The 25,672-nt window shown below is 41.4% G+C and carries 24 protein-coding genes; 12 read left to right on the top strand and 12 right to left on the bottom strand.

From position 1 onward, the window contains the following. Positions 1 to 354: 354 nt before the first annotated feature. From WA381_RS03080 to WA381_RS03050, 7 genes are read right to left on the bottom strand one after another with little or no spacing between them, the layout of a single operon-like run. On the bottom strand, positions 355 to 828 hold the full coding sequence (locus tag WA381_RS03080) for a type II toxin-antitoxin system death-on-curing family toxin (RefSeq protein WP_156085675.1): 474 nt from the start codon (positions 826 to 828) through the stop codon (positions 355 to 357). 16 nt (positions 829 to 844) lie between these two features. Continuing rightward, entirely contained in the window at positions 845 to 1,858 is a 1,014-nt protein-coding gene (locus tag WA381_RS03075; protein WP_136782395.1) for a DNA-binding protein, read from the bottom strand. Next, positions 1,851 to 2,060 carry a hypothetical protein gene (locus WA381_RS03070; RefSeq protein WP_136782394.1) on the bottom strand — a complete coding sequence of 70 codons (210 nt, stop codon included), beginning with the start codon at positions 2,058 to 2,060 and terminating at the stop codon, positions 1,851 to 1,853. The genes WA381_RS03075 and WA381_RS03070 overlap by 8 nt, the downstream gene beginning before the upstream one ends. Before the next feature lie 40 nt (positions 2,061 to 2,100). After that, on the bottom strand, positions 2,101 to 3,444 hold the full coding sequence (locus WA381_RS03065) for a restriction endonuclease subunit S (protein WP_156085676.1): 1,344 nt from the start codon (positions 3,442 to 3,444) through the stop codon (positions 2,101 to 2,103). Continuing rightward, entirely contained in the window at positions 3,437 to 5,071 is a 1,635-nt protein-coding gene (locus WA381_RS03060) for an HsdM family class I SAM-dependent methyltransferase (protein ID WP_136782392.1), read from the bottom strand. The genes WA381_RS03065 and WA381_RS03060 overlap by 8 nt, the downstream gene beginning before the upstream one ends. Before the next feature lie 33 nt (positions 5,072 to 5,104). Then, positions 5,105 to 8,218 carry a type I restriction endonuclease subunit R gene (locus tag WA381_RS03055; RefSeq protein ID WP_136782391.1) on the bottom strand — a complete coding sequence of 1,038 codons (3,114 nt, stop codon included), beginning with the start codon at positions 8,216 to 8,218 and terminating at the stop codon, positions 5,105 to 5,107. Positions 8,219 to 8,230: 12 nt separating this feature from the next. Next, complete coding sequence (locus WA381_RS03050; protein ID WP_136782390.1) at positions 8,231 to 8,434, bottom strand: helix-turn-helix domain-containing protein; 204 nt, start codon at positions 8,432 to 8,434, stop codon at positions 8,231 to 8,233. A gap of 498 nt (positions 8,435 to 8,932) precedes the next feature. Here WA381_RS03050 and WA381_RS03045 point away from each other — a divergent pair, with 498 nt between their 5' ends. The 5 genes from WA381_RS03045 (at position 8,933) to WA381_RS03025 (ending at position 14,915) form a co-directional block, all read left to right on the top strand. Beyond that, positions 8,933 to 9,310 carry a helix-turn-helix domain-containing protein gene (locus WA381_RS03045; RefSeq protein WP_136782389.1) on the top strand — a complete coding sequence of 126 codons (378 nt, stop codon included), beginning with the start codon at positions 8,933 to 8,935 and terminating at the stop codon, positions 9,308 to 9,310. Positions 9,311 to 9,477: 167 nt separating this feature from the next. Then, positions 9,478 to 10,221 (top strand): TnsA endonuclease N-terminal domain-containing protein, encoded by a 744-nt coding sequence (locus tag WA381_RS03040; RefSeq protein ID WP_156085677.1) that lies wholly within the window; start codon positions 9,478 to 9,480, stop codon positions 10,219 to 10,221. Then, the gene (locus WA381_RS03035; protein WP_197044374.1) at positions 10,175 to 12,106 is read left to right on the top strand and encodes a Mu transposase C-terminal domain-containing protein; all 1,932 of its coding nucleotides are present in this window, start codon (positions 10,175 to 10,177) and stop codon (positions 12,104 to 12,106) included. Before WA381_RS03040 ends, WA381_RS03035 begins: the two co-directional genes overlap by 47 nt. Beyond that, the gene (locus WA381_RS03030; protein WP_136782386.1) at positions 12,103 to 13,077 is read left to right on the top strand and encodes a TniB family NTP-binding protein; all 975 of its coding nucleotides are present in this window, start codon (positions 12,103 to 12,105) and stop codon (positions 13,075 to 13,077) included. The genes WA381_RS03035 and WA381_RS03030 overlap by 4 nt, the downstream gene beginning before the upstream one ends. Continuing rightward, the gene (locus WA381_RS03025) at positions 13,074 to 14,915 is read left to right on the top strand and encodes a TniQ family protein (RefSeq protein ID WP_156085679.1); all 1,842 of its coding nucleotides are present in this window, start codon (positions 13,074 to 13,076) and stop codon (positions 14,913 to 14,915) included. The genes WA381_RS03030 and WA381_RS03025 overlap by 4 nt, the downstream gene beginning before the upstream one ends. Before the next feature lie 474 nt (positions 14,916 to 15,389). Here WA381_RS03025 and WA381_RS03020 read toward each other — a convergent pair whose 3' ends face one another. Both WA381_RS03020 and WA381_RS03015 read right to left on the bottom strand, forming a co-directional pair. After that, positions 15,390 to 16,217 carry an ImmA/IrrE family metallo-endopeptidase gene (locus WA381_RS03020; RefSeq protein WP_136782384.1) on the bottom strand — a complete coding sequence of 276 codons (828 nt, stop codon included), beginning with the start codon at positions 16,215 to 16,217 and terminating at the stop codon, positions 15,390 to 15,392. Next, the gene (locus WA381_RS03015) at positions 16,207 to 16,575 is read right to left on the bottom strand and encodes a helix-turn-helix domain-containing protein (RefSeq protein ID WP_136782383.1); all 369 of its coding nucleotides are present in this window, start codon (positions 16,573 to 16,575) and stop codon (positions 16,207 to 16,209) included. Before WA381_RS03015 ends, WA381_RS03020 begins: the two co-directional genes overlap by 11 nt. An 87-nt stretch (positions 16,576 to 16,662) precedes the next feature. On the opposite strand from WA381_RS03015, the gene WA381_RS03010 reads away from it, so the two are divergent. The 7 genes from WA381_RS03010 to WA381_RS02980 all read left to right on the top strand — a co-directional run bounded on the left by WA381_RS03010 (position 16,663) and on the right by WA381_RS02980 (position 22,031). Continuing rightward, entirely contained in the window at positions 16,663 to 16,887 is a 225-nt protein-coding gene (locus WA381_RS03010; protein ID WP_136782382.1) for a DUF2188 domain-containing protein, read from the top strand. Positions 16,888 to 17,051: 164 nt separating this feature from the next. Then, positions 17,052 to 17,387: a YegP family protein gene (locus WA381_RS03005; protein WP_136782381.1), complete on the top strand. Its 336-nt coding sequence runs from the start codon at positions 17,052 to 17,054 to the stop codon at positions 17,385 to 17,387. 86 nt (positions 17,388 to 17,473) lie between these two features. Then, the gene (locus WA381_RS03000) at positions 17,474 to 17,992 is read left to right on the top strand and encodes a lecithin retinol acyltransferase family protein (protein WP_136782380.1); all 519 of its coding nucleotides are present in this window, start codon (positions 17,474 to 17,476) and stop codon (positions 17,990 to 17,992) included. A 13-nt stretch (positions 17,993 to 18,005) separates the two neighbouring features. After that, a complete protein-coding gene (locus WA381_RS02995) occupies positions 18,006 to 18,854 on the top strand; it encodes a hypothetical protein (protein WP_156085680.1) in 849 nt (282 codons plus the stop codon). Further along, positions 18,851 to 19,468: a hypothetical protein gene (locus WA381_RS02990; RefSeq protein ID WP_136782378.1), complete on the top strand. Its 618-nt coding sequence runs from the start codon at positions 18,851 to 18,853 to the stop codon at positions 19,466 to 19,468. The genes WA381_RS02995 and WA381_RS02990 overlap by 4 nt, the downstream gene beginning before the upstream one ends. Before the next feature lie 1,064 nt (positions 19,469 to 20,532). Continuing rightward, on the top strand, positions 20,533 to 20,850 hold the full coding sequence (locus WA381_RS02985; RefSeq protein ID WP_231506370.1) for a hypothetical protein: 318 nt from the start codon (positions 20,533 to 20,535) through the stop codon (positions 20,848 to 20,850). 44 nt (positions 20,851 to 20,894) lie between these two features. Then, complete coding sequence (locus tag WA381_RS02980) at positions 20,895 to 22,031, top strand: hypothetical protein (RefSeq protein ID WP_231506371.1); 1,137 nt, start codon at positions 20,895 to 20,897, stop codon at positions 22,029 to 22,031. A 67-nt stretch (positions 22,032 to 22,098) separates the two neighbouring features. On the opposite strand, the gene WA381_RS02975 is transcribed toward WA381_RS02980, so the two are convergent. From WA381_RS02975 to glyQ, 3 genes are all read right to left on the bottom strand, one after another. Further along, positions 22,099 to 22,542 carry a hypothetical protein gene (locus tag WA381_RS02975; RefSeq protein ID WP_139125413.1) on the bottom strand — a complete coding sequence of 148 codons (444 nt, stop codon included), beginning with the start codon at positions 22,540 to 22,542 and terminating at the stop codon, positions 22,099 to 22,101. 84 nt (positions 22,543 to 22,626) lie between these two features. Beyond that, complete coding sequence (gene glyS, locus WA381_RS02970) at positions 22,627 to 24,705, bottom strand: glycine--tRNA ligase subunit beta (RefSeq protein ID WP_156085681.1); 2,079 nt, start codon at positions 24,703 to 24,705, stop codon at positions 22,627 to 22,629. A gap of 2 nt (positions 24,706 to 24,707) precedes the next feature. Further along, entirely contained in the window at positions 24,708 to 25,613 is a 906-nt protein-coding gene (gene glyQ, locus WA381_RS02965) for a glycine--tRNA ligase subunit alpha (protein ID WP_014947716.1), read from the bottom strand. Between the last annotated feature and the right edge of the window lie 59 nt (positions 25,614 to 25,672).

Here is a 25,672-nt window from a genome sequence, read left to right as displayed (position 1 = left end):
TTTATGTGGGATCTCATAATTGTTTCCAATTTGTCTCACATCGTTTCCATGAGTTCTCATAATTAATGCAAAAGGGCGCCTCATTGCGATGCGCCTTTTTTTATAAACAAGGAAAAGACAAATAGATATATAGTTACGAGGCTAAGTAATCTAAGCAATTATATAACTGGGCGGTAGTTTTTTTCTTGAAGCGCAGAAACGAGATAATTTTCATCGCGCTGATTACTAAAATTGGAATGGCCGCTGGTGTAGATTTACAAAAAAGTATCATACTTTAACGACTGTAACTTATTGATTTTATTTAATCGCTACTTTTAGCAAATAATAAAAATATCATACCTTTGAAGTAACTGCTTAATGATAGTCCTGATTCAATCGTGCAGCAGCCTCCACGATGGCTAGTTTTAGCTCTTCTGAATACTCATCTTCATAAATCAGAGAGCTAATGATTTGATGAAGCAGAGCTTTACTCACAACATTGTCAGCGACCCATACGACGATGTTTTCCATTTCTTTGGCAAAGCGTTTTACCACATAATCAAAACCGTTTAATTCAAGAAAATAAGCGCCTAACACCAACGATGATCTTTTATTGCCATCATTAAAAGCATGGTTTTTATTAATGGAAAATACCAAGTGGGTCAGCTTGTCCTCCATTTCTGGATAATACCAGTCATTTTGTATGTGCTCTATAGGACTTGCTAACTGACCAATATCCTTGGTACCAGCTAGCCCACCAGAATGCTCTATAATCCAATCGTGAACGCTAATCGCATGCGCCACATCGAAATAGAAGAACTGTAAGCCTGATTCTGTAGAGTCGCTCATAGCTACATTCCTTTGCTTATCGATCTTTCAAGCGTTTGAGTACAGCTAATGTTTCCGGATCACTCAATTGCTCTTCCAAAGAACGGCTCTTCTCACCCAAGAAACGATCAAAGTCAGCTTCGGGTACAGATTGAATATAAGCTTCCAGCTTTTCGTGCAAGGCATCACGGAAGCACAAATCGCGGCTGGCCATTTTAGTTCTGGCATCCAAAATCAGCGGTTTGAACAGAGGGTGACTTTCAAAACTCGCAAACAGGCTCTCCGCCTCTTTCTGCGAAAGTTTACGGCCTAAATTATTGCTGGCTTGCTCTAGTTCATGAGCAATACCTGATTCGTAACTGGCAATCAGATTAAGTACTTCTGAATACAGCGTCTCACGGATGTTGGTTTTCGTTGCTAGGTTTAACACCTTTTTATATTCAGTCGCGTCTTCATGGAAAATGCTTTGGTATATCAAGTTCGTAAAGCGTGCATAAGTCCATTTATTGACCTCTACATACTTATCCAAAGCATCAGTGAACTGGCGGCGGTGGTTTTCTTCTTGCAGAGCAGAGACAAGATAGTTCTCATCACGCTGATTAATAAACTTGGTGTGACCCCCAGCACGCTCAGCCATTACATCCAAGACAATATCCAGCAGGCGCGAGCGTAGTATGCGAGCCGGTTCACTTTCGGTTAGGAGCATGCCGATATTAAGCACTGCACGAAAACTGAACACACCCAATACACTCGTTTTGGTACCATAATTAATTACGGTACCATCAAGTGACTCTTTGAATTCTTTAAGCTTTTTCCCTCGAAGCAAGGTGTAACCATTAACTTTTAACTCGTCAGCATGGCTAACAAGGTACTTCTCAATGGTACTCTCGCTTACATCATACAAGGCAACCACCTGTGCTTTGGTGAATACGGTCTCACCTTCAAAGTTCACACCACCCAAACCCAAGTGCTGCTCGGCTTGTTGCAGGGCGTAGCGGTTGTTAAGGATATTTTGGCGGTCATGGGATGATGCGGTTAGGTCCTTAGCCATTTACAGCTCCTTTTGCCCATTTCGTTAAAGCCTCTCGAAATAACAACAAATCAGTCCACTGTTCAAAATGCCGCAATAATCCATAGATGGCATAGCTACTATAGGTTTTACCCATATTATTAAGGCCGCAGATTACTGTTAAATCACCCAGCTCAACGGTGCCGTTATCAATACCGCCTAAGTGTGCAAAGTTAAATTTCATGTTGCCTCCTGATTAAGCGGTGTGGTGTTATTTTAAACATTTAGCTCGCCTCTCCAACGGTGACTTGGCCGTTCATTAGCATGGGGAGAAGCCAGTCACGGAGCGACTCCAACCTAACATTTTCTTTAAGCAGAGTTTGCTTCTGTTGTTCAAGTGAAGCCACGAAATCAAAAAATTGCTTAGCTAAACCCAGCGGAGGAATAGGTACTTGGTGCTTAGTTACAAATGAGTCAAATAATAAGTTTTTAATTCCGCTTGTTTTCCCTTCCCATCCAAACAATACACCATTGTCATATAGGTCGTTCCAAAGGTAAGCAAAACAATAGAATAAGTCTTTATTACGCAGGGATATTGCTTTACAAAAATTTGAGCAAATTAATGGATGGGTAAACCGATCCAACACATCATCAGTTATATAAGCTATTCGCCCTGTAGACTGAGTCGGACTACCGCCAGATATTTCGATTACATAATCGAATGGAGCTAGGAGCTTATGGTCATTTTTTTGAAGAATGTATCGATTCGGCGCGTTAATTTTGCCGTTACCATTCAAACCATTGATATCCGCCCCTCTTATACAATCAACTTGAAGAGTATAGTTTCCTTCTGGTTCTTCCTTCCCCCAATCTCCAGTTTTGTCTGACTTTATCAAGCTTGCTAAAGTATCAACTTCCCACCCCAGCGGTATTTCCCGCTTTAGGGTTGGGTTGTAGACCATTTTTCCACCGGCGGTTTTGTAGGGTTTGCCCTGACCTTGTGGAGAGTCGTCGGGGAAGTCGAACTGTACAAACCAGTAGTCGTACAGGGTTTTGGCCATGGTTTCCAGTTCGGCGTTGATACGGTTGTTGAGTTCGATTTTATTGTCTAAGTGACTTAGTAATCTACCAATCTGTATCTGATAATCTTTTTCAGGCAACTCAAATTCAAGTGCTTTTATCACACTTAAAGGGGGAAAGTTGGGGATAGTAGAATCGCCCTTTTTTCCAACAATCATGTTTACGATAAGCGCTTTAAATAAATAATAGAAATAGTTATCGTCAACTTTTTCTGAATCTAATCTTATCCTGAGAAGAGCTTGGTTAATCACCCCTTTTTCTATGTTCTCGCTAAGTTGATGAATAGCACCGTAATTAACTCCCGAACAAGAAACTAAAAAATCTTTTGGCTTTACTTCAAATCTATACATTTTCTTTTTAAAGTAATCATTCGAGATGTAGTATCTACCAATACTTTCATCGTTGTTAAGCACAACACCTTGCTCATATACTTTATATGTATCACACGACTTCTCGACAAAAATATCCTTTTTTAGATCACCCCCAAAAGGCCCTCGTAGAAAACCATCTTTCTGTTTTACAATATCTTGGAATCGAACTTTACTCATACTTCAACCCCGCCAACTGCTTTTTAATCTCCGCTCCTAATTCACGCGATTGGTTAAACAAGCTATCTAAATTACTGGTAAAGACCTGCATCTTTTCCGCAAACTGCTCTGGGGTAATATCCACATACTCGATTTTGACGTCGAAGTACTGGCCCGCACTTAATGAGTAATTTTTGGCTTCGATGTCGCTATAACTCACGGCAACGGAGAAGTCCTCCACCGTTTCCTTAGCGTTAAATACATCAATAATTTGTTGCTCTTCTGCTGGCGTTAGTACAGTTTTTTGGTTTTTGCCGTCTTTGACTTTCTCGCCCAAGTTTGAGGCGTCCACCAGTACCACATCGCCATCGTTGCTGGCGTCGATAAACAGAATAGATACGTTAGTACCTGTGGTGGCGAAGATATTTGATGGCATGGAAACTACGCCCGCCAGCATTTTGTTTTTGACCAAATGCTCACGGATCTTTTTGTCGATACCGGATTGTGCGGTGATAAAACCTGTGGGCACAACGACTGCGGCTTTACCGCCCGGTTTAAGTGAAGCAATAATGTGCTGCAAGAACAATTGGTAGATTTCCATCTTGTCCTTAGCTTTGGCTTTGATTTTGGGAATACCGGCAAAAAAGCGTTCTTTATTTTCTTTGCTGTCCAGCTCATCTCTAAAGTCACTGAAGTCGAGCTTAAACGGCGGGTTAGAAACAATGTAATCAAAGCGTTTTAACTCTTTGCCGTCTTTATGGTAAGGGTGTTGCACGGTATTGCCTTGGATCACATTCGGAATTGAGTGCACCAAATTATTTAAGATCAGGTTTAATCGCAGTAGATTGGATGACTTTTGTGAAATGTCCTGGGTGTAAATGCTACAGCGGTTTTCACCAATGGCGTGCGCCACGTTCATTAACAAGGTACCTGAACCTGCCGATGGATCGTAACAGGCCACGTTACGTACTATACCACGTTGCTCTTTCGGCACTAAAATTTCCGCCATAATGCGTGCTACCGCATGAGGGGTAAAATACTCGGCGTATTTGCCGCCGGAGTTGCTGTTGTAGTCTTTGATCAGGTATTCAAAAATGGTGGCGTAGAAGTCGAATTTTTGCGTGAAAATTCGCTCAAAGCTGAACTCCACCAGTTTGTTGATAATGGCGCGACAAAAAGCATCGCGTTTGGAATCGTCAGCGATGTATTGGCTAACGCGGTCGAACAGCACCACTTTTGCTCCGCCATCGGTTTTTACAGCGAATACATCGTTATTAGTGATGGCAATGTCGATTAAGGTGTCATCAAATAGTTTGGCAAAATCCGGCGCGTTTTGTTGGCTAAACAGGTAACTGATAAAGTGCTGTGGTTTTAGCCGTGCGGTATCCCCGCCCATTTGCAGTTGCAGCATGTCGAGGTCGTCTTCACCCATGGCTGCCAGCGCTTCTTCCCACTTGTCCGCCTTGGAGATGTTGTCATCGAGCTTTTTAGCTTCAAAGGCAAATTTGTCGTTTAAAAACTTATACAAAAACGTTTGGGTAATGATTTTAAATTCGTTACCGTCGTTACCTAAACCATAGTTGGCACAGATGCTTTTTAAGCTATCAATCAGGGTTTTGGTTTTTTGCTGAAATTCTAATTCAACCATTTGGTTATTACTTCCTAATCAGTTTTACTCGCATTACCACGCTTGGCTGCCAGTATTAAATTCTTTTAAATATTCGGCGACGATAAGGTGATTAATGTATCGTGAGGCGTCGGCGTTGAGTTTGATGTTTTGTTCTTTCATAAAGCGGCCAATCACCAGCGGCATCATTTGCCGTTCAAAGTAGCTTTCGTTATCCAATACTTGGTTGTTGTTGAGCACTTGCTCGTCGGCGTCTTGTTTTACGCCTGCCAATGCTTCGAATATTTTCCGTTCAGATTCGCTGATGTCGTTTTGGCTTTGTTGGCGCTCTTGCAGGCGTTTGTGAATACGTGTGTATTTGGCATCGCCTAAGTATTTTTGCCGCAGTTGGTTGTTTTGGCGGTTGAGCTCTTTCACGCGGTCATGAATTTTATTCAGCGCGTCTATGTTGGCCACCATTTCATCTTGAGTTACTTCGCTTAAGTTTTTCTTCTTAAACAGCCGCTCTAGCTCTTCTTTTAAGCTAATAAACAGCGGGTCTTGCTGATCAAAATTGCTGGCCAAGGCTTCACGAGTTTGGCGCAGGGTGTTTTTCAGTTTGTCGGCCAGTACCAGTTCTTCTTCGCCGATTTTTAAAAACTTGAATATCACCTCTTCTAATGCGCGGTTGAGCAGGTTACTGGTGTCTTCACCGCTTTCTAAGTCGTTTTTAAGATTGAGTAAGTCCAAGTGATTACTGGTTTCACGGTAAAGCACGTTGAGCTTGGCAAAATCCAACTCATCAAGAAAGTCATACTCGCCTTGCAACCGGACCAAGTTATACAAGCTGCGAGCATCGGCTAGGGCTTTCTTTAGCGCCAGTACGGTGTCGCGATCTTGTATTTGGCTAATTTGGTTGCAGAACTCTTCCATGTTGTCGGTATCAAAACGGAACAGTACGTCTTTGATATGCTCGATTTCTTGTTTGATCTCTTCCTGAGATTTAAACAGGTGTGAGTAGTGCTCCATCTCATCGCCAAGCTCCGCCTGTAATTCATCGAAATAGGCTTTGTTTGTGGCATCGAACTCTTTACGAATATCAGCAAAATCGACCACATAACCGTAGCGGAAGTCTTTGTAAGTACGGTTCACTCGAGTCAGTGCTTGTAGCAAGTTGTGTTTGCGGATCACCCGACCAAGGTAGAGCTTTTTCAGGCGCTTGGCGTCAAAGCCAGTGAGCAGCATGTTGTAAACAAATAAAAAGTCGATTTTGCCTGCTTTAAAATCTTCTACCCAGTTTTTGCGTTCTTCTTTGGTGCCGATGTCGTGCAGAATCAAGGCGGCGCTTTTTACTTTTTTTGCTTGTTTAACAGATTCCGAATAAGCCGTTGGCATTGGTTCGGAAGCTTCTAGAACTTCGGATTTTGAGCTAGTTGTTTTCGGCAGAATAGGCGTATCCGCATAAACACCACTGAAAATTTCAAACATATGCTTGGCTTGGTCTGAGCTGTCACAAATAACCATGCCACCAATCGTTGCATCGTTTAATGCGCCACGGCTTTTTTCAAAATCACTGACAATGTAAGCCAGCATTGGCTCAACAAAGCTTGGGTGGGCGTAAATCAGCTTGCGATCCACATCGCCCATTTTCACTTCGGCTTCTTCGAGGGCTTTTTGCAGTTCAATCTTGTATTGTGTGCTGATCTCCTCACGAATGAGCCGCAAGGTGTAGCCGTCGGCAATGGACGCGTTGTAATAGTACTTGTGAATGTAATCACCAAACAAGGCGCGTGAGTTGTAGTCATCCCCCAATAGCGGCGTACCGGTTAAGCCTATTTTTATGGCGTTGCTGTCTGACTGGCTCAAGTTGGCCAAAAAACTGCCCTTGGGGTTATAGCTGCGGTGTACTTCGTCTAAAAAGTACACGCGCTGTATAGTTACGTCATAGTCTTTGGTGCTAACTACATCAGGGTCATCTTTAAACTTTTGAATATTCACCACAGTGATTTCTGGCTTGCCAGAATGGTTATGGATCACCTGTGTGGCTTTGATGTCACGGGTAAAGGCATCCCGTGAGTTGATGGTGTGTACGGTTAAAGCACGGGCGGTAAATTCGCGTTGCGCTTGTTGCAATAGGTCTAGGCGGTCAACAATAAAGTAAAACTTTGGAATGACCTGTTGCTTTTGGAAGTAGTCGGTTAAAAAGCGTACGTTGTAAAACGTTAGGGCGGTTTTTCCACTGCCTTGGGTGTGCCAAATTATGCCTTTTTTAACGCCGTCGCTGAGCTTGCGCTCAATGGCTTTGGTGGCAAACAACTGAGGGTAACGCATGATGTGTTTTTGTAGCCCGTCTGACTCGGACACATACGCTAATGCGTAACGCAAAATAAAGGCTAAGCGTTCACGACTGAGTAAAGAGGTACAAATGCGGTTAGTTGGGCGCTCGGGTTGCTTGTTGGTTTGGAACTCTGGATTACTGTGGATCACTTCCAGATTATTGTCTTTTAAGACTTTTAGCTCGTCATCATCCGATACGGGCTTCAGCAAGGCGGTTAAGTTTAAGATTTCTTCTTCGCGGAAATAATTAAATACCGGCTTATGGTAGGAACTGCTGGCATAGAATGCACCTTGTACAGGTTCTGGATCGCCGTCGTCGTACTCCATGTTATTGGAGAAAATCATAAACTGGGTGATGTTGGCAAAACGTTTGAATTTAGAGTTTTGAAAGCGTTTATTGATGCGGTCACGCTCAGCCAAAATACCTTCGCGGTTATTGGGCTTTTTCACCTCAATAAACACCAGCGGCATGCCATTGATAAGCAGCGTGATGTCTGGGCGGAATTCTTCATCGCCGTTTTGACACGTTAGCTCGGTAACAACATGGAAGTTGTTGTTATTGAAGTTTTCAAAGTCGATCAGCTTGGTATTTGAACGCTCTGACAAGCGCTCAAAGAAGGCTTTGCCTAGGTCTTCGTTATCAAGTAATAGTTTGACATCTTCAAGCAAACGACCGGCTTCAGCATCTTCAATACCAGGGTTAATTTTTCCGATAGCGGTTTTGAATACGTCAGGGAAGATATTAGTGTCGAGGTCCCAGCTTTGCCCCTTGAGTGATAGATATTGGTAGCCGAGGCGCATTAAATGCAAAATAGCTGGAATTTTTACGCGAGAATCTTCATTAAATTTCATAACATTCCTTGTTTATTGTGGTGTCATCTCAAGTAAGTCACCAACCTGGCATTCAAACAGCTGACAAAGTTTTTCGATCGCACCCAAATCTACTTTCTGGGCAGTTTCTTTGTACAGTAACGTGACTGTTGCGCGGCTTAACCCTGTTTCTCTGGCTACATCGGCAATACGCATCTTGTGCTCGCCCATCATTCGGGCGAGGTGACAGCGGATCATGGCTCTGCCTCTGTTGTGTTGGTTGTACATTACCAAAGAGCATATCACGATTTTAATATTTAATTAGCATCTTGTGAGTTGAAGTTACATTATGCACGGTTGGCTATCAGAATAGCCTCGATGTTTCATAACAAACATATCATCATCTTGAAAAAATTAGTGTGTATATTTTTTTGCTAACGAAATGTCTTTTTTAGCTTAACCGGTAACGTGTTTTAAAAATCGATACTGTTGTCGTTTTATCTCGCTTGCGAATGAATTGCAGTAGCGGAGCGGTCTGTAGTCAACATTGTATTAACTGCGACAACTCCTATGTTCCTTTCAGATACCATTCATATTATTCCTAAGTTTGAATCTTAACGAGTGAATTTGGGTGTGTATGTTAATATACACATTATGCTTATAATTCAGTAGTTTATAAAAATACTAATTGCGGTGACGATCATTACCAATATAATAAGTGCAAATTAAACTACGCCATCAGTTGAAGTCGCACACTTGACCCCTTTTTCCAAAACACTTGAAACACTCCGACGCAATAGAGACTTGAGTCAAACAGATTTGGCTTCTATGGTGGGTGTTCGTGCAAACTATATAAGCACGCTAGAAAATAGCCGCAAGTTACCTTCCGAAGCGCTCCTGGAAAAAATTATTGATTGTCTTCGTTTAAATCAAAACGACACTGAACGACTGAAAAACGACCTTGAACTTAGCCGTTTTAGCCTAAGAGCGCCTAATAATGCATCAAGGGAAGAGTTTGAACTGTTGTATATGATGAAAGACTACGTTGGTAATCTTACATCAAGCCAAATACAGCTAATGAAAATGGCATTGAAAATAGAAGACGAAATAAAATCAGAGAGAGGTATCTTATGAGGAACTAGCAGGACCGACTGGAAGCCGGCCCGACTAGAGATAGCAAGTACATAATACTTACCCTCGCAAGCAAGATTATGTACCGCCTATCTCTCGTCGTCAAATCCCTGTTTCCAGCATCACAATAATCAGAAATTAATTATTGCCATTATTGGTAAGGGATAATCATGCGAAAAATTAATGATTTTGCTGTGACGGCAACGTTACAGCTTGCGTCAAGACAAAACGCAGTTAAACCGCACATAAGAAGCAGAGAGCCTGTCAGCCGATCGAAAGGTCGGGTTGTTGGTTACTATGCGTCTTGGAAAAACAAGAGGCCTGTTGCCTGGGAGTCACAGCTAGAGAGAGATGCGTGTGCACTGTTTGAATTTTCAAAAGGAGTAGTTGCCTATTTCGAACAACCAGAAAAATTCGAGTTAAAAGAGGAAGGTAAATCAGTCAGCTATACACCCGACTTCAAGCTTAGCTTTAGATGCGGAGGGGTGGCATACGTTGAAATCAAACCGGAAAGCTATCTAAAAGACGGTTGTCTGAAAAGTAAATTAGCGAAGTTTTCAGAGATAATTCGGCTAGAGAAAAAAGCGGATTTCTTTGTTCTCACTGAAAGAGAGATACGTGTAACTAACTTCCAAACTAATCTCACCATACTGAAACACTACAGCAAATTAACAATCAGTAATATCGAAGTAAGCGGGATGAAGGCGTGGTTACAAGAAAAGCGTAAAGCGCCTATTTTTGCACTTTCGAAGATGCTTGGTTCATCGCCTAAAGCTTTTGCATTCATTGCTCATGGACATGCTCAAGTCGACCTTAGTCAACCCCTGTCTGAAACGTCAATGACATTTACCAATGAGGATAACAGCGATGAAAGTATCATCTTTTCATGCCGGTTCGCACCTGACTTTGAATAGCAAAAGCTTCAAAATTGTTCGCAAGGTTCAAAACAAGGTGTACTTGGAGAATATTGAAAACTTGAACGTTATTGTCAAACACGTTGAAGAATTATTGCAACTTCACACTAAGGGAGAATTGAGCTTGATAGGTGTCAATGCTAGTTCCACTCCGAGCGCAAGATTTAGTAAAGACTTGCAATCTTTGGATCCGGAGCACAGAGACATCGTTTTTTATCGACTCAAGTTTATAAAAAAAGCTATACAACTACTTGGGAAACAGCCTACGACTGTTGGCTTACAGAGCGTGATAGCTGAGACAGGCCAAACTTTCGGCTTAAAAAAAATTCCATCGATGGATTCGGTTTATAAATGGTGGAAAAGATATCACTGCTCCGGTGGCGATATCATGTCACTACGAAAAAGGAGGCCAGGAAAAGCGGGTACACGCCGCTTCGGTTCAATAATCATAGATGAAATTAAAGCGATTATTGAAGAGGAGTATCTTTCTAATAATAAACCCACACCGTCGCATGTTTATCGGCTGCTCGAACATAAAGTAGAGCTTCTCAACAGGCTGAGACCGACGCCACTCAAATTCCCTTCAAAAGCTCAGTTTTACAGAATAATAAACGGACTTGACCAATACCAAACGATGTTACATCGGCAAGGTAAAAAAGTCGCAGACAAGCATTTTCGTTCGACGGGAGCAGGACCATCGACAAGTATGATTTTAGAGCGAGTAGAAGTTGATCATTCGCCTGTTGACGTTTGTTTAGTTGATGAGGGTGCAGGAGTTGTTCTAGGCCGGGCTACCATCACATTGCTAATTGATGTGTATTCTCGAATGATACTTGGGTTTTACATAGGGTTTGAGCCTCCCTCGTTAGTTGCTGTGATGAGGGCTTTACGCCATGCAATTTTGCCCAAAGAAAGCAATGCACCCTATCTAAATGATGTTACAGGCGAATGGACTGCGTATGGTATTCCAGTGAATCTCATCTGCGATAATGGTTCAGAATTCCACGCAGAAACATTTAAACGACTATGCGCAGAACTGAGTATCAATCTTCAATTTTGTCCTAAAGGTGAGGCTAGATACAAAGGCACTGTGGAAAGAATGGTGGGAACTATTAATAGAGAAGTTTGCCATCATTTACCAGGAACGACATTTGGCTCAATACAGCAAAGAGGAGACTATAAATCTGAAGATTATGCATGTGTGACAGAAAAAGAACTCAAAAGCTTTGTATCCCGCTGGATTGTTGATATCTACCACAACCGAGTCCACACAAAGACAAAAAGGACTCCTCTTGCAATGTGGAACGAAGGGCTTGAGTCTGTGTCCCCGATTTTACCCGAAAGTGAAGCGGCACTGGCGTTTTGCATGACACATGAGGAAACAAGACGTTTGACTCACAAAGGCATTGAGATTTTCAGTATGTTTTACAACTCGGCAGACTTGCGAGCCTTAAGATGCAGAAGACATGATAACTATGACGTTATTGTGCGTGCCGATCCTGAAGATTTAGGTCGAATATGGGTCTTGGATGATAAAAATGGAGACTATATTTGTGTTCCAAGTATTACACCTGAGTACGCAACTGGATTATCCCTCAGACAACACAAGCATATAAGAAAAAATCTCATCGACAAGGGGCTGGGTGAACAGAATAAAAAGGCAGTCTTGGAGCACGTTTACAGGCTTAACGAAGATATCAAATCGCTTAAATCGAATAGATTACAAAAGAAACGAAGAAAGGCGGCACAACTCACGCAACCTAATCAAAATAGCTCTTCCCAAGAGCGCCTACAACCAGCACCGCTCGAAGACACTGTGTTTGACAGTTTTGAGTCATTTGATGTCGTCCAATTCGCTTCAGCTACCTTGGATGAGGCGCTATGATGATTAGCGAAGAGAACATTTTTAAGCATATCGCCAAAACCAAAAACACTATCGTCGTTCATCCATCTTATCAAAAAGCCTCTGAACAAATTGAAAAAGCGTTGAGGGCGAAAATTGCTGCGAACGTGAGTAAAAATATATTATGCCTTGGAGATCCTGGTACAGGTAAAACAACACTCAAAAATCACCTGAAGGTCAAATATCCACCAATGAATGATTCTGTGTGTATAGCACAGCCACTTGTGTGTGTAGAGACGCCGTCCAAGCCCACTGTAAAAAGCATGGCCGAAACGATTTTAGTAGAGCTCGATGACCCTAATTTCTATCGCGGTACTGCAACGCAAAAAACCAATAGGATAAAGGACCTGTTTAGAGAAAAGAAAGTGATGATGCTGATTGTGGATGAGCTTCAGCATTTTGTTGACCACTGCGGACCGTCTACAGCAAAAGAAGTCTCGGATTGGCTGAAATCACTTATGGAGGACTCGAAAGTTTGTTTCGTTTTGATGGGGCTGAAAAGAAGTATTACCCTCCTTTCGATAAACACTCAACTGCAAAGACGGTTTAGCCAAAAAGTGTACCTGCCGCCTTTCTCTATCACTGATCCAGAAAGCACCAAAATCTTTGGTGGTGTCATTTTACAATTAGAACAAAGCTTGGCGACTAAGAGTCCTCTTGCGCTAACTGAGGACTTAGTAAAAAGATTCTATTTTGCGACGATGGGGATTATTGATTACGTCACAAAGATATTGATCACAGCCTATGAAATCGCAATGGACATGGGGCATGAGGGGATAACTAGTGAAACACTTGAATTAGCCTTCAACGAAGCGATTTGGCAGGAATGCAAAAGGTCTAAAAATCCATTTAGTAATACATTCACTTGGGAATTTTTGGATAAGCCGAACATGCCGTTCCACGATGCAGTAGAACGGGATTCCATGCGACAAACCAAGGGGGGCTTCAAATGACGTTGAAAAAGCCTCCTATACACCCGCCGATAGAGGCTGGCGAATCCCCATTGTTTTATCTAAAACGGCTTGCTTTGTTAAACCACTATGATTCACATACTTGGCTGTACAAAAATGCTGAAGATAGGGTTTCAAGAAATTTGAGTCAGCTCGTCGACTACCTTACCGAAGAGGATTGGACAAAACAGGCTGAGCAAGATGAAGCAGCACTTCGCATCTTCCAGTTAGAGAATTTCCACTTAGTTAAAAAAGCTAGGTTTTGTCCTATTTGTATCAGCGAGGATAAAATATGGAGAGCTACTTGGCACCTTAAAACCTCGGTAACATGCGTAAAACATGAGGTTAATTTGGTGGATGTTTGCACAACATGTTGTGCAGACACAGACCTCTTCAAAGCTAAACTTCACGAGTGTGTTTGTGGTGCACCGTACGGTGAGCAAAGTACTGTTAGAGCATCTAAACAGCTACTAGAACTTCAGCGGTTTATTGAGGACGGTGCTGTACCTGAACAAAACAGAGAGCAGCTTATGCCGGCTGACCATGAGTTAACTCTTGAGGAGCGAGTATCGCTAGTCAGCTTGTTCTCGCGGCTTACACCAAACCACGATGTTAAAAAAACAGGTACCAGTACAAAATTAAATAGTATGCAACAAGCACTCGATGCCCTCCAGGATGTCGCTCGCGGTTTGCTTGGGGGCAAGGCGATGTTTATTGCTTTGCTTGGTGTTTTGCAAAAGATGGGCGGCAAAGGTCACAAAGTTGACCAACTCACTATCTTTTACCGATCTTTTTATAAGGAAGCAAAAAAAGCGTGCTTTCAACGGTACAAAGATGTTTTAGAAGCAGAAATTACGAAACGTAGTGTCTATGCGACAAAAAGAAATAGCTTGTTCAGTGAGGAGACAATCAATGGGAACGTTTGGCTCCCATTGAAGGTAGCATCTAAAGAGTATTCAGTTGCAGTATCCAAACTCAGGCTTGCGACAAAAGAGGGATTAATCGCTTGCGATAGACAGAAAAAAGGCGGGAGAACCTTTTCACTGATATACCGTCCCCATTTAGAAACGCGTCTTAGCTTTTTGCTGGAGCAACTCAATGCTACAGAAGCTGCTATTTTACTTGGGGTTACGAAGTCTCAAATGCAGCTAATGTGTAACAGCGGAGTGTTCTTATCCGCTGTTCCGCCAGAGCCTGGACGATGTTCACATTGGAGGATTGCAAAAAGTGAGATAGTCGAATATTTGAAAAGTCTTACGCCAAAGAAAGTTAAGTTGATGCCCAAGTCGATTCTTTTACCTGTTGCCATGAAAAAATACGGTGGTGATATACCCAACTTATTTTTAACTATTCTGCAAGAATGCAGAGTCGGCAACTTATTGTCTTACTTAGACGATGAGGCATTAGGTATAAGAGGCCTGGTACTTTGTCATCGTGATTTAATCAGTCTCATTAAAAGGATCACTCCAGACCACCACATTTCAGCAACAAGAATGGCGGGCAAATTGCAATTACATCCTGAATTCATGTCGCAGTTAGTAAAGCATAAGCTCATCAAGAGCTACGAGACTGACAACAACTCTGACGAGAGAGTGATTCCGTTAGAGTTTGCCCACAAGTTTAAGACGCGATTTGTTATAGGGGCGAAACTGGCCAATGTCCTTGAGATGAGCCCCAGGGATTTATATCGACATCTAGCTGAACTCGGTATTATGCCCTTTGACCATGATAAAAACTATAAGCTCAGGAGTAAGTTGTATCAGAGGTATCAGTTTGTGGATGCACCGATGATTTATGCCTATGTCCGTAATCTTTTAGATTGGAATGATGTAAGTTTTTAACCGAACTTTTCGTGGTCAGCATGCGATGGGGTTCTGTTAATTAACCCTGAAAAAGAAAAGGACCAGTAATGTCGGGTTCAGCACTGTCTCATTAATGGGGAAGTGGACACAACCCCTTAAATGTTTTACTAAAGCCTGATTTGTTATCATATTATGAAACGTTTCGGTACGTCTATTTTTTCGAATTTTTGTTAAAATAGATGATAGGGGATTATATTCATGGCTAGTAAAGCCGACTACGAACGATTGCCTGCAACAGAAGTTTAGTATCAAATGAGTCGATATCAATGTTGTTAGAATAGCAACGATAGTGTGGCTAATAACACTTCATAAATTTCTGTGTTTTGAAGTAAGAAATAATGCCGATATTTCAATACAGTCAAGATATTTACTTCTAGCACCGAGTAACCAAAACGACTAGCTGCCCCAGTGCTTGCTAAAAAGAAACAAGGTTTGAAACGAATTCAATCAAAATTATGTATTTTTTAAATCCATTACTTTCAAAAGAGTAGTTGCATACCCATTCTCCTGAACAAAAGTTTCTTCTAAGATTGTCTTTCCGATACAAGATTCTTGTTTAACAGAAAACCAAGTGCTCAATCTCACTTCATTACTATGGAATTTTTCAGAGCTGTTAAGGTTGATTTTTGCTAGCTGGCTATCGGCTGGAACGCTTGAGCTTTTGTTCGCAACTAACCAAAAAGGGTTCGAATCGCAGTTTAACCCATACAAGATGGTGCGATTATATGTGTAGACGACAGCCAAGTGATCCTGATGCAAATTTATGTAGTTGTTTGCACAAGCCTGAAGACTAACGTCAAAAGTACTTTTAAGGTCGACTATATTTTGAATATTAGAACTTGCAGAAATAAGTTGCCGCTCATTAATCAATTTGGGCGGCATCAAGAGTAGTGAGGCAAAAAGGTTTGCTTCGGCTTCCATATCGACGTATTCGTTATGAGCGTCTCTCTTAGCCATATCCTTTACAGTGCATTGCATTCTATGACCATGTCTTGGTATTAAGAAATGCCCCAATTCGTGGGCAAGGGTAAAACGGCGCTTTGTAGGGATAATGTTTTCACTAATCGCAATTATCCCTTCAGATTTAACATCATTAGCAATTAAAGCCCCCTCTATTCCCTCTAAAGGAAGGTACTGAATATCAGAAATCCCAACTTGAGAGGCGATGTGCTCAAGATTAATAGGAAATTTTACATTAGGATTTTGATTGAAAATCTCTTCGGTAATATCTTGTGCGGTTTCGTAATCTGCCAATTCCAATAAATTTAGATTAATTTGCATCTCGATTTTTTTTGTCCAGTTCCTTGGCTAAGTTATCCAATATTAACAAATCTGAATCAGATAAGTTCTTTTCTGCAATACTACGAGCAAATGCCTGTACTCTGTCGTTTTCACTAGTATCGTCTGTAAGAAAGTCTATGGTAACACTATAGTATTTTGCTAGATTTTTTAGAAGCTCGAGAGAAGGGTTCTTAGATGTACCTCTTTCGAGTTCCCATATGTGAGGCTTAGAAGCGCCAACACTGTTAGCAACCTCTTGTAGAGATTTTCTTTTACTTAGACGTAAGTCTTTTAATTTTGAACCCAATGACATTCTTATAAAATTCCATTCTTTCACACGGTAAGATAAATCTAACATAGGTGTAATATTTTGTCTTTACTTTTTCTTGTCGTTAGATTAATCTAACGATGGTGTATTTGTTTATCTTCTTTATTAGGTGTGTATATGAATGGTAAAAATCAACACGTAGTGCCCCATGTTAACGGTTGGGCTGTAAAAGGCGCTGGCAACCAGCGCGCGACAGAAGTTTTCTCGACTCAGACTGACGCTATTCGTAGTGCAAGACAAATAGCGCAAAATCAGGGTTCTGAAATGCTAGTTCATGGAAAAAATGGACAGATTAGAGAAAAGAGTAGTTATGGAAGCGACCCATTTCCTCCAAAAGGATAACGCTCAATCAAATGAGCGCTCCTTAGAAGAAATATAACAATCTCAGACGATAAAGATTGTTATTAACGCATAGAACAATTGCTCATTAGCGATGGTGTAGGAGCCTAAAGTTTGAGTGCTTGTTCTGATCATGTCAATAATATTTAAATTTAGGGAGCCGAATTATGGCTGAAAGATATGAAATATTCTTAGGTTCAAATCGACAATACTATTTTAGATTGGTCGCACCAAACAACGAAATAGTCCTTCAAAGTGAAGGTTATACATCCTATCAAAGTGCAGAAAATGGTGTTCATTCTTGCCGCTTGCACAGTCCATATGACAACAATTATCGACGCTTAATAAGCTCCGCCAGCCATCCGTATTTTACGCTAGTAGCATCTAATGGCAAAACAATAGGGGTTAGTGAGACTTACTCTAGCAACCAAGCAAGAGAAAATGGAATTAGTTCTGTAAAGCGTTATGGACCAAGAGCGAACGTGATAAGAAAAGCGAGTTAACTTGTAGGTTGGCCATGCACTAAAAGTTCATGGCTTACTTATTTTTCTCTCGTATCACAATTAAAATTCTTTGAAGGAAGTTAATTATGAAAAAGAACGATTATCGACCAGGAGAAGTTATTGTTACTGATTTCCTTGGATATCAGCACTGGTCCATTGTGAGTGACCGAAAGTGTGATGACAACCAATACAAGCTAATTTCGGCGACCAGACGAAATGGCACCGTGAAAGAAGAGAAATTTGATACGGTGACCCAAGGCCGTCATTCCTATAAAGTCGGCGATATAGGTAAACCAGAAGATTTTCTTTTTTTAATTGATCGAGCTCGAGGATGGATCGGTCAGTGGGATTACTCAATACTCAGTGCCAATTGCGAACATTTTGTAAACCTTATTCGCTTAGATAAAGCGAAATCTCGACAACTAGAAAATACTCTTTTGTGTAGTGCTATAACTCTGTTGTTAGTCTCCGCTTCGTCTAAGAAAATAAGTGTAAGCTCTATGCTATGTTTATTGGTTATATCCGGAGGTATAGCTGTTTATGCCTCTCGCGGCCAACCTGCTGCAAGTAATTCTTTAAATCATAATGAAGGCAATATTGGATGATGAGGAGACTTACATGAGAAATATGAATTCCATAGTAAATGAGTATTATGAAGTTTTCGTATCGACGCGTGGTTTGTTTGCTAAATCTCCGATTTTTTTCGCAATGTTTGCAATAGCATCTATGTTTGCATTATTCACTACTTTTGCAATGGTCGGTCTGCTTGAAGTCGAGTGGTATGTGTCGTCAAAAAGTTCTAGGTTTGCATTTTTCGTAGTGAGTTTTCTACTTGCAGTGGCTATAAGCATTAAGCTTTCACTTGAAAAAGAAGAGTTAAACGTTGAGCGCGCGAAGAAGTTTTTAAGTTCTAGAGAAGACAAAATATATCAGCTAAAAACTAAATGGTTTGAAACATGTGTTGCGCCTAAAAGCACAGACTATTTGAAACTCGCGGAATCGCTTGATAAGGCTTCTCTTTTAAGAGAAAAGTACAGAGGGTTTAGTGACCTATCAGTAAAAGACTTTGTGAATGTGGTCTTTGCAGAGGATTCAAAGCCGCGAGTGTTGGCAATGTTTCTCATGCTTTCTGCAATGGTAGCTACATTGAGTGTTAAAGAAGACGTAACATTAACATCGGTATTGGAGTTTTACGGTCAAGCATCGCCAGAACAACTAGTATGGATATTTTTCTATTTTCCCACAGTGATTTTTATTGGTTACTTAGAAGTAAAGTATTTTCTAATTGCTATCGCAAGAGCGACGGAGAGGTTTTTCGAAAGATTTAACGGGGAAAATGTTTATAGCAAAAGGAGAACTCGAATTTTTATTAATGAGTTAATACGGCAATGTTCTCTAGAAAAACCGCGTATAAAGCATGATGGAGAGTTGTATAAATTGTCAAACCGTGAGACTGAAGCTGCATGATTTCTATTAGCCGAGAGTATCAAAAACTCCGCAAAAGTGATTTTTCAGTAAGCATGGAAGAGGTAAAACAACCACTTTCGGTCTTTCTCTACTGGTGTATTCCAGCGATATTGTCGGTCTACTTTGTAAAGTGGCTAGACGGAAAGGGGCCTGCCAATTATTTGCAAACAGCAATAGAACAAGGAGTTGGTCCGATACTCTGGAATACGCTAGCTTGCTTTGGTTTGATTTTGATGAGCTTTTCTTTCGCGTTTCCAAGGAATCAACTGCTTTCCGATGCTGCCAGTACGTTATTGAAAAATGTGTATGCAATTGGTTGTTTAAGCTTTGGCTTGTTGCTTGGGCAGTTTTTAACTTTAATACCGGAGATCCACGGACAAATAGAAGTATGGCGATTTTGGATATTGGTGCCCCTATCTGGTTATTTGCTCTTCGTCATTTTTGTACTGAACTTTGTTGTTTGGTATTTGAGTTACCTTGTTGGCTGGGGAAGCAGATATAACTTGAAACTGAGGCAGTTAAATTGGGTGGTTCGCTCTTTTGTCAGTTTTTCTTTTGCCGGAATAGTTTTCTTATTGCTGTGGATTGAGCAAGACTCACAATTAGTGCCTTAAAGCATTCTCAATGTTCTTTGAAGCTTTTTTTAGCCTGATTTTTTTAATTAGTGCTTAGTTTGTTACTGAAACGTCAATTCTAAATTTGATTGTCTGCAACCATTATCTATGAGTTTAGGCATTACTAATGCGATAAAGGCAACGTTAAACAAACTCGTTATGAGAAACAAGGAGTTTATGAATCAGTTATCATGAAAAATGTTTTAAAGGGTGTCGGTGACGAATTATTCAGAATTTGGTGTAATGACATTGAGTTCATTGAGCGGAATATAAACATTGGTGATGAGCCGGTGTTGTTGAAATTTCCGCCGACGCATAACGGTAAATTACGAGAGTGGCAGGCGGCAGAGATACTTATTTGTAATGGGAGTGCTCGGATAAAAGCACTCTGAGCTTGTACATCCGAGTATGTTGTCCCTCTGATTGTTCTGACAACACCTTTGGCGACATGTATATGGTAAGGGATTTAGAAGCAATTATGAGAATCTTTGCGGAATTTAGAAGAGATTATGAGAATTTCAGATTCTGAAAAATTCTCATAGTTAGCGCAACGCTTTTAAAAACAGGTGTTCTTTTTTGCAAGGATTATGAGATCCCACAATTTATTTAATGATGCATATTTTAAAAACGACCCAGGTAGGGTCGTTTTTTTTGTGTACGAAAATGTATCTTAACGAAATATTGAAGAGCCTTACAAAAGAGTAAAAGTTGTTCTAGTATAAATTTATGTAACAAGCTGATAAGTAGTCTTATCAACTAAAACAGGGACATATAAATGACAGGACGTTTGTGTATTATTTCCATCTTCGTTGCGTTTTTAATAATAGGCTGTTCTCATTGAAAAAGCGAACATCATTCTTGATACCAAAGTTAAAGGTATTTTTCTAGAAGATTTAAACCACATTTCTTATGCGAGTGAAATAGCACTTCGTGCTAAGCAAGTATTTATTGATGCCAAAATTAACCTTAAGAGCGAAAGCTTAGCAGCCCTTGATAATCGAATTGGTTCTTATGTAAATAGTGCAGGCCTAACAGCAGTAAAGCTGCTGCACCAGTCAGTAGATATGACGGTAAGCTTCAAGAAAGACATAGAAGATATGCCACTACAGCCACTAACCAGTAATAGTACGTCGACAAGTGACGGCATGGTGAAATTTTTGGCTAAGCAATACAGCGTTGATATTAAATCATGTTGTATATCTGATTTGAAAGATATCGCCATATTTTTGAGTCAAGTAGACGAGCTGGAGCATTACCCGTTGAGAAAAATGATTGCGAATGTAGAGGTAAGATTATCAAGTGTCTTAAGGCACCCTGAAACCGCGAAGAAATACAAAAATGAAATAAATGCGATAGGTGAGCAATATAAAAATACTCAATAAGCAAATAAACGTTAAATAATGGACATAAAGGGATGGAAAATATTATGGAAAAAACAGTCATTGCATGCATGGGATTGCTAATGCTCCACACGGTACCAAGCGCATTAGCACAAACTAATTATAAGATTGTAGATAATGCCGATAAATCGGTAACAGTGACAAACGGAGCAGAAAAAGAAACCGTGCTAGTCATTGAAGACGAGGTAAAGTTTTCTATATCTCGAACACCAAGTATCAATAAATCCCAGCCACCGCTACAGAACAATAATATCTCCCTTAAAGGTGGTGTATTTGGCTTAACAATCAATGAAAGTGTAACAAGTATGCTGAGCGTACTCGGTACACCTACGTCAACGTATAGCGTTAACAAAGACACCGTGCTGTATTCTTATGGGAGAAACCTTTGGGTGGTGACCCACAAAGGAATAGTAAAAAAAGTAACTACAGAAAATCACTGGGTATCAACAACCCTTACTAATTCTATTGCCTTTGATAATCGGTTTAACAGCGATTGGCTTATAGAAGAGAAAGTCGGCTACGAGACTAAAAAGGCGGAATTATTAAAACAGTTGCCTGAAGGGAATCAAATTGAAAGAGGCAAATACCGATTTACTCTTAAAAAGAAAGCTGATGTAAATCTTGATGTAATAATAGATTTGAAAATTATAAACGGTGAAAAGGAATGGCTAGTTAACGGCTTCGAGTATGGATATACGGATACTGCTTATATAAAAGATTCAAGCAATGAAACTGAGAAGGCACATCAATACAATGAAGTTATCGCCTTTGTTGACAGTAAGCGTAAACAGGGTGACACCATAACGATAGAGCAATTAGATGAGCAGGGCTTTCGTCCAATTTTTGATGCTTATGCGGATAACGGTGATGTTATTCAAGTATATGGCAATCATCTTGTACTGAACTTTAGTTATCAAGAACTAAGTAAGTTATCTGTTTACGAAAGTGTGTTTAGAAACAAACAGAATCTAGAAGATTGGAAGTTTGCAGAACACTATTTTGAACAACCTAGCACTGAGGTTAAGGCGCTTTACGGTGATGAAATAATGGGTAATGACGATTATTGGCAGGTATTTCTAGATGATGCAAAGTACGATCTATATTTCGTTGAAAACGATGATGGGACAATGATGCTAGCCGAACTTGAAATAGAATTCTTTTAAATACCTGCTGCGAAAAAGACTAAAAGCGATCTTTCTCGCAGAAGGTGAATAGTCAAGCCGAAGCTAACTACAATTTAGACACGACCAAGGCGACTTCCCCCGCACTTGCTGCTGTTGCTGTAAAGCGATAGGTGCCAGTTGAGGAGGGGGTAAATTGCAAGTTCTCTGAGCCCTGTTCACAGACTAAATAAACAGTGGAACCTAACATTACAGGCTGCCCTTTATATTTGCCGCCACAGCTTTGTGAGGGCGTCCATTTTGCATCTGACAACCTAAAATCATAAGGTTGTCCGTCGGCTATGAGTTCAACGTCCACTGTCCAGCCTGAATTTGATCGTTTGAACTTGTAACTAGGGTCAGCCTCCCACCAGTTAAATACACCTCTTAGGAACATGTTTTCGAATTGAATGCGAGGCACGTCCGGTGCTATTTCTGGAATTTTAAAACTTCCACTGCTTGAGCATGCTGAAAGTGCTATGCACATAGAAGCAATAGTTAGTAACTTTTTCACAGCGTCTCCATTTATAAAAAAGCCCAACGTTAAGGCTGGGCTCTTTGTTTTTCGCGGCATAAAACCGCATTAACTCTGACTAGCCTACGACTTCGCGAGAATAGATATATCTGCGGTAGTAAGGAAAAGTTGCCTTAAAAGCGACAGTAAAGCAAGTCGGTTATTTTTAACCGCTTCGTCATCAGCCATAACCATTACGTTATCGAAGAAGTTATCGATTACATTACGTAAGGTTGCAAGCGCAGTAAGAATACGCGTGTAGTCCTGTGAAGGAACAGCAATATCAACTTCTTTCTGTGCGGCTTTCAGCTCAACGTAAAGCGCTTTTTCAGCTTCTTCAGCTAACAGTGACTCATCAATATTCACTGTGTCTGTCACTTCAACGTTCTGCTTAGCAAGGATGTTTGCAACACGCTTGTTAGCGGCAGCTAGCGCTTCGGCTTCTTCCAGTGCTCTAAACTTATCTACCGCATGAACACGGGCTAAGTAGTCAGCTGGTTTAGTAGGGCGACGAGCAGCAACGGCCTGAATAACATCAATGGCGATAGCTTGATCTTGTAAAAGCGCAGTAAATCGACCTAATACAAAATCAACCACCTGAGATTGGGTTTCAGCATTCGTTAACTTATCGCCATATACATTGATAGCTTTGCTCACTAACGTTTCAAGATCTAGCGGCAGTGACAGCTCAGTAACAATACGTAAAACGCCTATCGCTGCACGACGAAGTGCAAACGGGTCTTTATCACCCTTAGGTAACTGGCCAATACCGAAAATACCCACTAGGGTATCTAGTTTGTCAGCAAGCGCGACCGATGCGCTAACGCCTGAACTAGGAAGTGCGTCACCAGCAAAACGCGGCATATACTGTTCATAAAGCGCTTCAGCAACAGGCGCATCTTCACCGTCGTTTAGTGCATAGTATTTACCCATAACACCTTGAACGTCTGGGAACTCCATAACCATGTTCGACATTAAATCGGTTTTAGCTAGAAGACCTGCTCGTGCAGCTTGTGTTTCATTCGCATCTATTTGCGAAGCGATAAACGCCGATAGGGCAGAAATACGCTCAGACTTTTCTTTTAGCGTACCAAGCTGCTTTTGGAACAATACGGTTTCTAAGCTTTCAAGGCGGCTTTCTAATGTTGTCTTTTTATCGCTGTTAAAGAAGAACTCGGCGTCTGCCAGGCGAGGGCGGATAACCTTTTCATTGCCAGAAATAACTTGAGACGCATCGCGACTTTCAATATTCGTTACGAATAAGAAAGTGTTTGAAAGTGCACCATCGCTATCTAGCAGCGGCACATATTTTTGGTCGTCTTTCATGGTATAGATAAGCGCTTCTTTCGGTACTGCTAAGAAAGCCTCATCAAACCCAGCTTGAAGTACAACCGGCCACTCTACAAGTGACGCGATTTCTTCTAGTAAGTCTTCATTATAGTCTGGCTTAAGCGACAAGCTTTGCGCTGCGTCTTCAAGCTGCTGACGCACTTTATCTTTACGCGCCTCAAAATCTGCCAGCACATATTGTTGCTCTAGGGCAGAGGCGTAATTGTCAGCATGATCCAGTTCAAAGCGACCTTCGCCGTGGAATCGGTGACCCTGAACTACGCGGCCGCTTGTTAGGCCCAATACAGAAACGTTAACCACCTCGCTTCCGTAAAGCACGCAAAGGGTGTGAACCGGGCGTATAAACTGAGTGTTGTAATTACCCCAACGCATTGGCTTTGGAATAGGTAGCTTGCTTACCGCTTGGTTTATCAGCCCTTCTAGAAGCTCTGCAACTGATTGCCCTGGAACGTGGGCTTTATGAAGTAACCACTCTCCTTTGTCAGTTACAAGGCGTTCTGCGTCAGCAACGTCAATGCCGTTACCGCGAGCCCAACCTTGTGCTGCTTTAGTGGGATTACCGTCGGCGTCAAACGCGGCTGATACTGCTGGGCCGCGTTTCTCTACTACTTTGTCAGCCTGACCTTCAGCAAGACCTGAAACATAAACGGCTAAGCGGCGAGGGGCTGCAAACCAGCTGACTGAATCAAAGCTTAAGTCAGCTTGCGTAAGCGCAGCTTCAAACTGCGTGGCGAAGGCTTCACCTAAAGACTTAAGCGCTTTTGGTGGGAGTTCTTCAGTACCTAATTCAACTAAACAATTTTCTGTACGCACGCTTATGCCTCCTTGTTACATAGTGGGAAGCCAAGTGCTTCACGTGCTTGGTAATAGCTTTCTGCACACGCTTTGGCTAGCGTTCGAACGCGAAGAATATAGCGCTGGCGTTCAGTCACTGAGATAGCATGACGAGCATCAAGCAAGTTAAATGCGTGTGACGCTTTCATAACCTGCTCATAGGCAGGAAGTGGGAGGTTGTTTTCGATAAGCTTTTTGCTTTCTGCTTCACATTCGTCGAAGGTTCTAAATAAGGCTTCAACGTTGGCGTGTTCGAAGTTATACGTCGATTGTTCTACTTCATTTTGATGGAACACATCGCCATAGGTCACTTTGCCCATAGGGCCGTCAGTCCAAACTAGGTCGTAGATACTATCTACACCTTGGACGTACATGGCGAGTCGCTCTAAGCCGTAGGTAATTTCGCCGGTAACAGGCTTACATTCAAGGCCGCCAACCTGCTGAAAGTAGGTAAACTGTGTTACTTCCATACCGTTTAGCCACACTTCCCAACCTAGACCCCACGCTCCCAGCGTGGGTGATTCCCAGTTGTCTTCTACGAAGCGAATGTCATGAACCAGAGGATCAAAACCTAACTCTTTCAAAGAGCCCAAATACAACTCCTGAATATTATCAGGTGAAGGCTTAAGCATTACTTGGAACTGATAGTAATGTTGTAAGCGGTTTGGGTTCTCACCGTAACGACCATCAGTTGGTCTACGGCACGGTTGAACATAGGCGCTACTCATTGGCTCTGGACCTAAAGAACGTAGGAACGTCATAGGGTGAAAAGTACCGGCACCCACTTCCATATCCAGAGGCTGAATAATAACGCAGCCCTGACGCGCCCAATAATCTTGAAGCGCAAGGATCAACCCTTGAAAGGTCTTAATATCGTATTTCTGCATACATCCGCTGCTTATTAGTTATCTGACTTAAAATAAAGGTGGGATAGTATACAATTTGT

It is taken from the genome of Alteromonas sp. CH_MED4-4, assembly GCF_037029575.1.
GTDB lineage: Bacteria > Pseudomonadota > Gammaproteobacteria > Enterobacterales > Alteromonadaceae > Alteromonas > Alteromonas macleodii.
The sequence above is the reverse complement of the archived record's forward strand: the minus strand, read 5'-3'. Positions and strand labels throughout refer to the sequence as shown.

Excerpts from the sequence above, each read along its gene's own strand:
- WA381_RS03080 (WP_156085675.1), bottom strand. The coding sequence starts at position 828 with ATGAGCGACTCTACAGAATCAGGCTTACAGTTCTTCTATTTCGATGTG.
- WA381_RS02995 (WP_156085680.1), top strand. The coding sequence starts at position 18,006 with ATGAGAAATATGAATTCCATAGTAAATGAGTATTATGAAGTTTTCGTA.
- WA381_RS02990 (WP_136782378.1), top strand. The coding sequence starts at position 18,851 with ATGATTTCTATTAGCCGAGAGTATCAAAAACTCCGCAAAAGTGATTTT.
- WA381_RS03065 (WP_156085676.1), bottom strand. The coding sequence starts at position 3,444 with ATGAGTAAAGTTCGATTCCAAGATATTGTAAAACAGAAAGATGGTTTT.
- WA381_RS03060 (WP_136782392.1), bottom strand. The coding sequence starts at position 5,071 with ATGGTTGAATTAGAATTTCAGCAAAAAACCAAAACCCTGATTGATAGC.
- WA381_RS03030 (WP_136782386.1), top strand. The coding sequence starts at position 12,103 with ATGATGATTAGCGAAGAGAACATTTTTAAGCATATCGCCAAAACCAAA.
- WA381_RS02980 (WP_231506371.1), top strand. The coding sequence starts at position 20,895 with ATGGAAAAAACAGTCATTGCATGCATGGGATTGCTAATGCTCCACACG.
- WA381_RS03035 (WP_197044374.1), top strand. The coding sequence starts at position 10,175 with ATGAAAGTATCATCTTTTCATGCCGGTTCGCACCTGACTTTGAATAGC.
- WA381_RS03005 (WP_136782381.1), top strand. The coding sequence starts at position 17,052 with ATGGCTGAAAGATATGAAATATTCTTAGGTTCAAATCGACAATACTAT.
- WA381_RS03015 (WP_136782383.1), bottom strand. The coding sequence starts at position 16,575 with ATGTTAGATTTATCTTACCGTGTGAAAGAATGGAATTTTATAAGAATG.
- WA381_RS03075 (WP_136782395.1), bottom strand. The coding sequence starts at position 1,858 with ATGGCTAAGGACCTAACCGCATCATCCCATGACCGCCAAAATATCCTT.
- WA381_RS03025 (WP_156085679.1), top strand. The coding sequence starts at position 13,074 with ATGACGTTGAAAAAGCCTCCTATACACCCGCCGATAGAGGCTGGCGAA.
- WA381_RS03020 (WP_136782384.1), bottom strand. The coding sequence starts at position 16,217 with ATGCAAATTAATCTAAATTTATTGGAATTGGCAGATTACGAAACCGCA.
- WA381_RS03050 (WP_136782390.1), bottom strand. The coding sequence starts at position 8,434 with ATGATCCGCTGTCACCTCGCCCGAATGATGGGCGAGCACAAGATGCGT.
- WA381_RS03055 (WP_136782391.1), bottom strand. The coding sequence starts at position 8,218 with ATGAAATTTAATGAAGATTCTCGCGTAAAAATTCCAGCTATTTTGCAT.
- WA381_RS03070 (WP_136782394.1), bottom strand. The coding sequence starts at position 2,060 with ATGAAATTTAACTTTGCACACTTAGGCGGTATTGATAACGGCACCGTT.
- glyQ (WP_014947716.1), bottom strand. The coding sequence starts at position 25,613 with ATGCAGAAATACGATATTAAGACCTTTCAAGGGTTGATCCTTGCGCTT.
- WA381_RS03040 (WP_156085677.1), top strand. The coding sequence starts at position 9,478 with ATGCGAAAAATTAATGATTTTGCTGTGACGGCAACGTTACAGCTTGCG.
- WA381_RS03000 (WP_136782380.1), top strand. The coding sequence starts at position 17,474 with ATGAAAAAGAACGATTATCGACCAGGAGAAGTTATTGTTACTGATTTC.
- WA381_RS02985 (WP_231506370.1), top strand. The coding sequence starts at position 20,533 with ATGACGGTAAGCTTCAAGAAAGACATAGAAGATATGCCACTACAGCCA.
- WA381_RS03010 (WP_136782382.1), top strand. The coding sequence starts at position 16,663 with ATGAATGGTAAAAATCAACACGTAGTGCCCCATGTTAACGGTTGGGCT.